The sequence below is a fragment of the bacterium genome (genome assembly GCA_023228325.1).
In the GTDB taxonomy this organism is placed as follows: domain Bacteria; phylum Auribacterota; class UBA6266; order UBA6266; family UBA6266; genus UBA6266.
In genome coordinates, this window is record JALOBK010000004.1 from 9,009 (window position 1) to 18,820 (window position 9,812).

The following is a 9,812-nucleotide window of genomic DNA, read 5'->3' on the forward strand; positions in this document are numbered from 1 at the left end:
AATAACGTTGGCTTCCTTATAGTTTCCAAATAGTTGTTTGGGAGCAAATTGCGTATCAGAAGTCCAAAATATTTTGTTATATCCGGTGTCAATCATCAACCCATAAGTTTCCTTGAAATAACGTCCAGTAACTATATGGACCATTTGAATCGGAGAAAATTTAATTCCTTCAAATTCAAATGATTCATTATACATAACCGGGTATGGTTCAAAATAAGTGTCAAGCTGTGAAATTGTTTTGCCATCTCTAATTTGATTAGTAGCTAGAGATTCCAATCCACCTTTCAAAGAATCATCCCATAATTGTTTCATAAGTGCGGATGTAATAAATAATTTTGGTTTTCTGTACGGCGGCATAAAATATGAAGCAAACGCCAAATATTCTAAACCACCAATATGATCTCCATGTAAATGTGAAACATAAACTGCATCAATGTCTGTTGGACGAATTCCATGATAAAAACATGCAGCTTTGAAATCAGAACCACAATCCAACAATAAGTTTCTATAAATTCCTTCCCCTGCACACTTGAATTGAACAAGAATCATTGAATTGAAATTATGTTGTGGGTTGCAAAAAGCACTCCCAGAACCTAGAATTTTTAACTTAATCATTTTTTACTCCAGAAAAAAGAGAAGAAGATAAAAATATTCTTCTTCTCTTTTGTGAATCATTTTTCAGTGCATTTCATAACTAAGAATTCTTCCTCAGTTAATTCCGATTCTATTTCTTTAACTGGAATAGGTTTACCCCAGCGATTACAATTTCCAGAAGAGAAGTAACTACACCCTTTGCATTTCTCTTCAGACATCATCGTTTGATACCCTCCTGAATTCATGGCATATACAGCTTGTTGATTTTGGATTGTTAAAATAATTATCGGTTTGTTTTGTATTGTAACATCTGAATATATGGGTGTGACTCACTTCCTTTTTTAATTTTTGATCCCCACATTTCGTTTCTATGTAGTGACCAAAATGTTTACATGTATAACAATCTCTTTTTTTGGATTGTAGATAATTCTTCAAATCATTTAGTCTTTCTTTGAACATAGAAACGACGGATCTCATCTTTCCTCCTCATTGTTTTAATTTAATTCAATCAGTTCGACTTTTGTATGATCAAATTCTTTTCCACTTGACATCACATCACTTGTCTTCTGGCATAAATTATCCCAAAATTGGAATACATAGTATTTTATTGGTTCATAATCATCCTTGACATTTTTCCAGAATATTTTTGCTAATCTTTTTCTTTCTTTGTAATAATTATCTAATTTTTCATCGTCACCAACATTCATATCCTCAAAATCAATAAATCTATGCAATTCATTGGATGTTTCAATAGCCAAAATAATTTTACTTTCCGGCTCTGGCCCGAATTTTATTTTGTTATATATTATTTCTGCTGCTGTAACAGTGGACAATTTTTTTCCCTCGTGTTCTATATAATTTTTATTGCCATACATGAATGTTCTCAAATCTTTTATGCTTTTTATTTTTTTCAAATCTTCTTTATAAAATCCTACAATAAATGAACAACTGGAACTGTTAGAAACAAAATCAGTTCTTATTTTCATGCCACCACCTAATGATGTGAAAATCGTAAAGTTTTTATTGTGCAACAACAATTATCAAAGGTTGGTCCATGCTCTAATACGCATTCTTCTTCACTTTGATTATCCGAAAATTCTATTATGATGTATTTGGTGTTTTCATAATCATATTTTGTATGATTTTTCCAAAATATTTTTGATAATCTATTTCTTTCTTCGTTCTCTTTGTTTTCCATTTCATCTTTTTCAACATCGGTTAGTTTATTATTAAAATGACGATTTTTTAGTTCTGGATCAATATAATCACCAATCATGTAACTATTATAAATAAGATCCAATATTTCTTCTTGTTTCGCAATCTTTGCATTTTTTATTTCTTCAAATAATATTTCAGATGCTTGATCTGTTGATATTACATGATCATAATATTTTAATTCTTCAACATCTTTAAAGAAGTATTTTTTTACTGCTTCAGCACCTTTCTTTTTTATTTCCTTAAGATATGAACTTGGAATTCCTATAAGAAAGGAACTTGATGAACTGTTAGAAACAAAATCAGTTCTTATTTTCATTTATTCTCCCTTTATTCATCACTATAACTCCCACCTTGAATTTTCAATGAATTTTCAAATCCAACTTCAATTTTTAATTTTTTTAACTCATTAATAGTTTGTTCAACATCTTCTAATTCCAAAATTGCGTATTCACTCTCGCTGCTATAACAACCAATATGAATATCCTCGTCATCTCGTCCAATATCAATATAAAGCTGACTTGTACCAAATCTATTTATTGATTTTAAATCAAAATTTTTAATTGTTTGAATTATTTTTTTCTTGTGCTTTTTGTATTCATTTTTCGTAAAAACATATCCTGCAAATACAAACGAACTCGATGAACTATTGGAAACAAAATCCATTCTTATTTTCATTTAGTCTCCAGGCAAAATTATTTTTACTTTAGAAAGATCTTTCTTTAATTCCTCATAATTGCAGTAATTTTCTAGCATTTCTTTCTTTAATTCTTCATATGACATTCCTAATTTTTTAAATGCATACTTATAGACATCAAATATTGATGCTGTTTTCATTTGACATATTGGGCAATATTCCTTTGGAATTTCATCAAAATCATCAATCTCCATATCATCATTTTTTATGACATGGTCTTCCTCCAAAATGTGTCCATTTACACATTCTACCAAATCAAAATCATCAAGTCCCGCATCATATCCACTTTCTATACATCCGGTTTCATCAATAATATATGACGACGATGAACTATTACTTACAAAATCCAAACGAATTTTCAATAATCCTCCTAATACAAATCAAAAATAGGACAAGCTCTGCAAGTCTTGCTTATATCATGTTTTTGATTTATCAGTAAATTTCTAAACTTGATTGTTTCAGGATGATACCACACATCCTTCAAAAAATCTTTACAGTTTACAACATCAATTCCTTCCCATCCCTTTTCTCCTTCAGTGAATGAACAATGAAAATATCTTCCATCTGCATTTATATAACTGCTAAAACAACTTGATTCACATGCTTCACTTAAAGAATCGTACATCTTAAAATTTTCATGCTCTTCTATGCACTTGAGAAAATTTGGAACAAAACAGGAATCAAATCCAAATTTTATATGTTTTTCAAAAGCATAATCTATTAATTTTTTTAATTTTTCTATATTCTTTATTACGGTAAATTTATTTCTTTTTCCCTTTGGTTTTAAAGATAAAAATACAACAGCATTTAAATTTTTCAGTCTTTCATCAGTTTTGATATCATCTATTAATTCAAAACACTTATCATATGTTTCCTCTGATAACAGCATATGAATATTTACTTTTTTCATTCCATGATTTGTTATTTCTCTAACCGCATTATAACAAACATCTTTTGGTTCATATCTCGATATTGCTACAGCTCCACATAAACTTGAAATGTTTTTTGCATATTCATCAGTTATATTCCAACCATTTATTGTAACATTTGGAACTATTCCTTTTAATTTTGTATATTCAAATATATTCCAGATATCTGGATTGGAATCAATATCTCCAATACCAAATGCAACCTGTGTCAATACTTTTGGCATTTTATCAAGAATGGTTTTGAATACTTTAAATGTCATATTTTTTCCAGTTCCCGTGTTACTCTTATAGCAATGTAAGCATGGCTTGTTATTTATTCCATGGCATATCGTTGATATTTCTATATCCAATATTTCAGGTCCAAATGGAGCAAAACTTGGATCATCCTCCGAGTTTCTTCCCCACCTTGCAAAGAATCCTGTTTTTTTATTGAAAGTGTATTTGTAGTTTTTGCTTCTGAAAATTTTCATTTCAGAACTATCACTAAGAATTCCAGGATTAGTACTACGAAACATGTTTACCTCTCTCTTTTTCCAACCTTTCAAACAATGTTATCTTACCATTATCTGACATATTATCAATGATTTTACCAAGTTCATTTCCTTTTCTTAGCATAAACATGATTGAGGAAATTGGTGTGTCTTTGACCTTTAATGCAAATTCTTTTTGATCTTGAATATGCATTGTTGTTTCAGACAATTTATTTATAGAATCGTACATATATTGTCTGGATTCTATATATTTTTCAAAATATGGTTTATCTTCTGGAAATGATGCAAGATATTCATCTTCATTGCATGATAACACAATTTTTATTATGCTCTTTGGATTCAATTGCCCATTGCATCTCAGATTTGAAAATGCCAAATACGCTGGATTTTTAATTTTTAATCTTGTTTGTCCACCATGCCCATCATCATAAACAAAAACATAACCTTCAAATGTTTCACCTAATGATGGGAGAGATTTCAGTGATTCTAGTATTTCATCTATATTTTTAAATGTTGGACCTTTTACGTATGGATTTATCATCGGAAGATGTTTCTCAAATATCTCGGCGGCTTCGTAATAGTTCAAATAGTTTCCATTGTATTTATTTCTTATTGTAATCCCATGTATTGCTGTTTTTGGATAACGATTTATAATTCTTGTTTCAGGTGAAACTAATTCAAAAATATATGTATATTTAATATCAGACCAATTTTTGAACATTTCATCAACTGAAGTTCCTAACACTTCCTCGAATAACATTCTGAATGTTTTGTCATTGTTTGAAAACACTGTTCCTTCTGCAAATGCCATTTTTCTTGTTGAACATTGCCATCTTATTCCATCATGATATACATTAATTAATGATCCATCAATTTTGATTGTGCAATAACTTTTTGTGATATCAAAATCTTCTTTATCTTTTCCGTGATCGAAAAATCTATCAAATGATCTACATAAAATATTTAAAGTTGGAATGGATAAAATCAATGCTCTACATTCCCTGACAATAGGATTGAAACGATGTTTATGTGATTCAATTTGATCGTAATTTAATACAACTCTATCTTCATATAATTTATTTGTTATACCAAATTCAGTTTCAAGATTTTTTAAACCTTCGTTTATATCTGAAAATTTTTTCAGATACTCTATAACTCTCATTGGATCTCCTCAAATTTTTTTACATATATAATATGCAGAATTTTTTATTTTTATTAAGTCAATATTAAAATACTTTTCTAATACATCTTTGAATTCTTTTTCAGATATATATGGAAATGAATTTGTGTCAATTAAATCCTCACAATGTTGGGTATGCATAATTATATTATTTTTTGAAACTGTGTTTAATTCAAAATAGTTTCTGTTATTATATGTATATTTTTTAGAAGAATATGTTTCGGGAATATTTGTAAAAGTATTAAACATTAATATTCCATGTTTTTTAATTGATTTATGAAGTTGTTTTATAATTTCTTCGTTAAACCAATAGTTGATTGCTTGCTTACATACGACCACATCATATTCCCAATTATTCAAAAGAAATATAAAATTCCTAACACTGGCATATGTTATTTTGATAAGTCTATGTGGAATCAGAGATGATCTTATCATATTTGAATTTTCATCTACATACCAAACTTTTTTGGTCTGTAGTTTATTTAATAAAAATTCAGATAGATCTCCAGTTCCACCACATAAATCTAAACACACTATGTCTTTTTTTCTTTTAATTGTATCTCCGAGAATACTTTCAAAATTTTTATTATCAAGATATTTAGCATATAAAATTACGTATTGTTCATAAGTTAAATTGTTCATATTAGATTTCCCTCTTTGTTGAACAGTAAATAAGCACCGTGTTCATTTATATTGAAGGATGAATTAATCAATGATTCATCTCTTAAAGAATCTCTTAAAGTTCCAGATGGCGCATATTCTAACGATTTTAATTCATTAATATTTAAATGTAAATGAACTATATGATCAACGTTTCTATTTGTTTCAAAAATTCTATATAGCAATGGAGAATTTATTGGTGATTTTGTATTTTCTTGATCGAACATTGATGAGTATAATACAACTCTATTTTCATGATCAACATGTTCAACCATAATTAATTTGTCAATATAATCAATTCTATTTTTATTTCTGATAGTGGTATAAAATTTATTATCATTTAATCTAATAGCAATACAACCATGTGAGGTATTAAATCCAATATTTGATTCTATAAATTCCTTTGAAAATTTATTTTTTATTTTATTTATTTTTTCCAACCATTTAGGATTTAGATTTCTTGGTTCTTCCTGTATTGATTTGTAATATTGATTTGTGGCATTCTGGAATATATATTCTGCCAACTGATTCCTTCTAATTTCTTTAATTCCACATTCTTTATTTAGAATAAGTATTCTATTTAAATTGCTTGGATTATTTGCAAATATTGCATTTGCCTTCGATTCTTTTAATGTTAAATATGCCGCTCTTAATAATTCATCATCCTGGGCATCCAATAATTTAAATCCAAACAAAATATTTTTATTGTTGATTCTTTTAATTTCATTTATGATTCTTGGAGCTATTTTGAATGGAATATTCACTATATCATTTTCTGAATATTCATGACTTGGAAATTTATTTTTCCATGGGGATGACGGAATTAGATTTGCAACAGCAGCTCCCAGTATAAAACAATTATTATCTTTTTTTGCCAAATCTATCAAAATTTCACGATAGTCTTCAAACCCATTGTGATATATTGTATTCCAAGGAGATTCTACTTGGTTTAAATTAGTGGTTATATATGTAATAAATTCTTCCGAATTATATCCCTTTTTGAGCATCAAGTTCCATAAATCACCAATAAAACTTAGCATTAATTTTCCTTTAAACTTATTGGTGATAATTTTAACTGAATCTAAATATGCATGGACTGGACCACCAGTGATTATGAAATTCATATTTTCTCCTGTCAAAATTTTTTAAAAAAAAGAGAGAGGGGCCGCACAGTTACATCTGCGGCATGGGCGATTTCCTATTCTATATAATAGGATGTAACTTATTTCTTACGCCTTTCGCTATGACTGTTGTTCCTTTTATGTGGTACCATGGGATCGCAGGTGGGCGGTCCCAATAAAAGGCAGCATAACTCCACCATCTGCCTATTCCGATCCATTGGGCTAGCCATTATCGGATTTCGTAATCAGATGGATTCAAAAGATGGAAGTGTTAAACTATTTGATTTTGCCTCTTTCGAGGCTCCGTGCAGCATATCCACGGAGTGAGGTCTGCGGGTTTATCCTTGACCTTTTCGCCAGCTTTGTCTCGGAAGAGCTCCACCTCCGGTTTCCCGGCTAGCTTCAACACCCAACACCGATCCCAATCCCTAACAAAAGTTTCGGGCTCTAAGGGAGGCTGACTCCAGACGACGGCCATCTCCAGCTGGTTTTAATCTCCCAACCTTCAACGCAATCCGCCATCATCTAAACAGATCTCTACACTCCTGTTTTTATCATAAGATTTGTAGATTAGATTATGTGCATAATAACATGTATCACATATCTTTTCTACTCCTCCTCTGGAAACTTTTATTTCTTTTGTTGCTTCTTCTTTTTTACACCATGGGCAAATACTCATTTTAGCATCTCTTCTAGTCTTTTTCTCCACTCGATGAAGGATTCGGAAATTACATTATCTAACGCTTTTTTTGCATTGATAATACTTTCCGTATTTGATCTGGTAACTTTCATTGAGGAAAGGTATTCCTCAAAAGTTTTCACTGCAATTTCTTTTGGTTCTTCTTTTTCAAACACCCTGATTTTCAGAGTGTTCTTGAGATCCAACAGACATACTGGAATCCCAACCCCATTAAACCCGACCGATTGCTGCATTTCACTCCCCCTTGAAACTTTCTCTACCTTTTCAATATATTTCCAGTTGATCGATCAAGATTACTTAAAATAATATTTGTTGGTTTTTGAATATTATTTAATTTTGAAACTTCCTCCTCTATTTTTTTTATTATCTTCTTTGCAGCAGGATCATCGAGAGCTTCAAATTCCCATACCAATTTGAATGAAAATTTCATTTGCTGTTACTCTCCTTTCTCCGGAAATAATCCAAAAACAAAACAAATTATATTGTGGACTTGAATTGACACCATATCTCCTTTTAAAAAAAGAATAACTGACTTATCAATTAATCTATATATGTAATTTAATGGATCATAAAAAAGAGGAAATTTTGATCGAAATTATGAACGCAAAAAAAGCTCGGATCTTATATCCAAAATCCGAGCTTTATATTTGAAATTAAGAAATGCTAATCAACTCATAAGCAACAATATCCTTGAGAATATTATTCCATGTATCTTTTCTAAAAGGTCCATAATATAAATCATCACCACGTTTAAAATTTTCATTTGGTAGTTGTTTCCGGCACATTGCAACTGCTCCTAGAAACCCACCATCTGGACCATCCAATGCCGTGATGTCATAGTAATGCTCATCGGTGTATATTCTATATTTAACACCGCTCTTGTTATTCAATTCTAATTTTTTTAAGAACTTATCTTTTGGTCTAAACGTGGATAACTCCTCAAACCATTCTTCTAATAGCTCGTAGTTGCTTTTATGAGTTGACATCTATTTATTCCCCTTTAAAAAAGATTTTTTTATCACCATAAAAATAATCATGATTTGCTTTTGCTTTTTCTATATCTGGATTTTTTATACAATCATCACAAAAATCTAGACATATATCTTTATTTATTGCTACAATATGAAAATTTTTTATCTTTTTTCCGCACTCATCACAGATTATAATAACAGACAACAGTATCCCCCTTTAGTTATTCTCGTTCATTTTATCTACAAAACTTTTTAATGTGGATATCATATCTTTATAATCTTCTATTTTTTCATTGAGATTTTTATTTTCCGTATATAGATCCACCAATGTTTCTGATACTTTTTCAACCAATGTTGATTTTTCGAATACTTTCCACACCAGAGATAAAATTATATTTCTGTCTCCTCTGAATTCATTTTTTACATCTAGCTTATCTAATAATTTTTCTAATTCTAATCTCCTGTTTTCAACATTTAACAAACTATTTTCCATATTTTCCATTAATCATTTCCTCCAACTTTTATATCATCAATATCTTTTTGAACAATATCTTCCATTATTATATCTTCCAATATTTTAATTTTTTTATTTAAAACATCAACCATATCAATCAGATTGCGATTAATTATACTCTGTTGAATAACAAATTCTTTTAATTTCATAATAGTATCGGAATCTTCAACAGATTTACAAACATCAATAACTGATTCATTCATCATTTTAATTCTATCTTCATCCATTCGAATTCTCCTTTTTTGTAAACTCTTCAACAAGATAGTGTCTAAATATTCCCCAAACTTCTGGAGTGATGTTTCTATGGTATGGTGAAAAATTTCTATCATCAATTAAAACATCCCAATATGGTTTTGATTTGGAAAATGTATCATCAACTTCAATATAATTTTTATTTACAGCATCAAATTCCAAACCTCTTTCCTTGCACCACTCAACTGCTTCTTGTAGATGTTTTCCCTCTCTACATGTATAGAGAATAATTTTATGACCAATTTTTCTACATTCTATAAGTGTTTCTATTGCCCCGGATATAGGTTCCCCAATTTTAGGAAAGTTTCCTTCCTGTGCAATAGTCCCATCAAAATCAGTAGCAATTATCATAAATTTATTCATTGACACTCCCATCTATCTTTTTCTTCTTTCTAGTTGTCTTCTTAATTTCCAGTTTATTTTTAATGAGTTTTTCAATTGAACTCAACCTTTCTAGAATTTCATCTAGTTTTGGAATCGGATTAATT

Annotated in this window: 18 protein-coding genes; all 18 read right to left on the reverse strand. The window is 29.6% G+C overall.

The window, feature by feature from the left end:
* Positions 1 to 615, reverse strand: a 615-nt coding sequence (locus M0R36_10025; protein ID MCK9556134.1) for an MBL fold metallo-hydrolase, incomplete at its 3' end; no start/stop codon positions are given.
* A 56-nt stretch (positions 616 to 671) separates the two neighbouring features.
* Positions 672 to 815: a hypothetical protein gene (locus M0R36_10030; protein ID MCK9556135.1), complete on the reverse strand. Its 144-nt coding sequence runs from the start codon at positions 813 to 815 to the stop codon at positions 672 to 674.
* A gap of 273 nt (positions 816 to 1,088) precedes the next feature.
* The gene (locus tag M0R36_10035; protein ID MCK9556136.1) at positions 1,089 to 1,580 is read right to left on the reverse strand and encodes a hypothetical protein; all 492 of its coding nucleotides are present in this window, start codon (positions 1,578 to 1,580) and stop codon (positions 1,089 to 1,091) included.
* 8 nt (positions 1,581 to 1,588) lie between these two features.
* On the reverse strand, positions 1,589 to 2,128 hold the full coding sequence (locus M0R36_10040) for a hypothetical protein (GenBank protein MCK9556137.1): 540 nt from the start codon (positions 2,126 to 2,128) through the stop codon (positions 1,589 to 1,591).
* Positions 2,129 to 2,139: 11 nt separating this feature from the next.
* A complete protein-coding gene (locus M0R36_10045; GenBank protein ID MCK9556138.1) occupies positions 2,140 to 2,487 on the reverse strand; it encodes a hypothetical protein in 348 nt (115 codons plus the stop codon).
* Entirely contained in the window at positions 2,488 to 2,868 is a 381-nt protein-coding gene (locus M0R36_10050) for a DUF3899 domain-containing protein (GenBank protein MCK9556139.1), read from the reverse strand.
* Positions 2,869 to 2,876: 8 nt separating this feature from the next.
* A complete protein-coding gene (locus tag M0R36_10055; protein ID MCK9556140.1) occupies positions 2,877 to 3,905 on the reverse strand; it encodes a radical SAM protein in 1,029 nt (342 codons plus the stop codon).
* A 34-nt stretch (positions 3,906 to 3,939) separates the two neighbouring features.
* Positions 3,940 to 5,088 (reverse strand): hypothetical protein, encoded by a 1,149-nt coding sequence (locus M0R36_10060; protein ID MCK9556141.1) that lies wholly within the window; start codon positions 5,086 to 5,088, stop codon positions 3,940 to 3,942.
* 9 nt (positions 5,089 to 5,097) lie between these two features.
* Positions 5,098 to 5,748: a class I SAM-dependent methyltransferase gene (locus M0R36_10065; protein ID MCK9556142.1), complete on the reverse strand. Its 651-nt coding sequence runs from the start codon at positions 5,746 to 5,748 to the stop codon at positions 5,098 to 5,100.
* Positions 5,745 to 6,890 (reverse strand): hypothetical protein, encoded by a 1,146-nt coding sequence (locus tag M0R36_10070; protein ID MCK9556143.1) that lies wholly within the window; start codon positions 6,888 to 6,890, stop codon positions 5,745 to 5,747. Before M0R36_10070 ends, M0R36_10065 begins: the two co-directional genes overlap by 4 nt.
* Before the next feature lie 502 nt (positions 6,891 to 7,392).
* Positions 7,393 to 7,596: a hypothetical protein gene (locus M0R36_10075; GenBank protein MCK9556144.1), complete on the reverse strand. Its 204-nt coding sequence runs from the start codon at positions 7,594 to 7,596 to the stop codon at positions 7,393 to 7,395.
* A complete protein-coding gene (locus M0R36_10080) occupies positions 7,563 to 7,820 on the reverse strand; it encodes a hypothetical protein (GenBank protein MCK9556145.1) in 258 nt (85 codons plus the stop codon). Before M0R36_10080 ends, M0R36_10075 begins: the two co-directional genes overlap by 34 nt.
* A gap of 23 nt (positions 7,821 to 7,843) precedes the next feature.
* Positions 7,844 to 8,017 (reverse strand): hypothetical protein, encoded by a 174-nt coding sequence (locus M0R36_10085; protein ID MCK9556146.1) that lies wholly within the window; start codon positions 8,015 to 8,017, stop codon positions 7,844 to 7,846.
* A gap of 223 nt (positions 8,018 to 8,240) precedes the next feature.
* Positions 8,241 to 8,573 carry a hypothetical protein gene (locus tag M0R36_10090; protein MCK9556147.1) on the reverse strand — a complete coding sequence of 111 codons (333 nt, stop codon included), beginning with the start codon at positions 8,571 to 8,573 and terminating at the stop codon, positions 8,241 to 8,243.
* Between the two features lie 4 nt (positions 8,574 to 8,577).
* On the reverse strand, positions 8,578 to 8,763 hold the full coding sequence (locus M0R36_10095) for a hypothetical protein (GenBank protein MCK9556148.1): 186 nt from the start codon (positions 8,761 to 8,763) through the stop codon (positions 8,578 to 8,580).
* A gap of 12 nt (positions 8,764 to 8,775) precedes the next feature.
* Positions 8,776 to 9,060 carry a hypothetical protein gene (locus tag M0R36_10100; protein ID MCK9556149.1) on the reverse strand — a complete coding sequence of 95 codons (285 nt, stop codon included), beginning with the start codon at positions 9,058 to 9,060 and terminating at the stop codon, positions 8,776 to 8,778.
* Positions 9,060 to 9,299 carry a hypothetical protein gene (locus M0R36_10105; GenBank protein ID MCK9556150.1) on the reverse strand — a complete coding sequence of 80 codons (240 nt, stop codon included), beginning with the start codon at positions 9,297 to 9,299 and terminating at the stop codon, positions 9,060 to 9,062. The genes M0R36_10100 and M0R36_10105 overlap by 1 nt, the downstream gene beginning before the upstream one ends.
* A complete protein-coding gene (locus M0R36_10110; protein ID MCK9556151.1) occupies positions 9,292 to 9,687 on the reverse strand; it encodes a hypothetical protein in 396 nt (131 codons plus the stop codon). Before M0R36_10110 ends, M0R36_10105 begins: the two co-directional genes overlap by 8 nt.
* Positions 9,688 to 9,812: the final 125 nt, after the last annotated feature.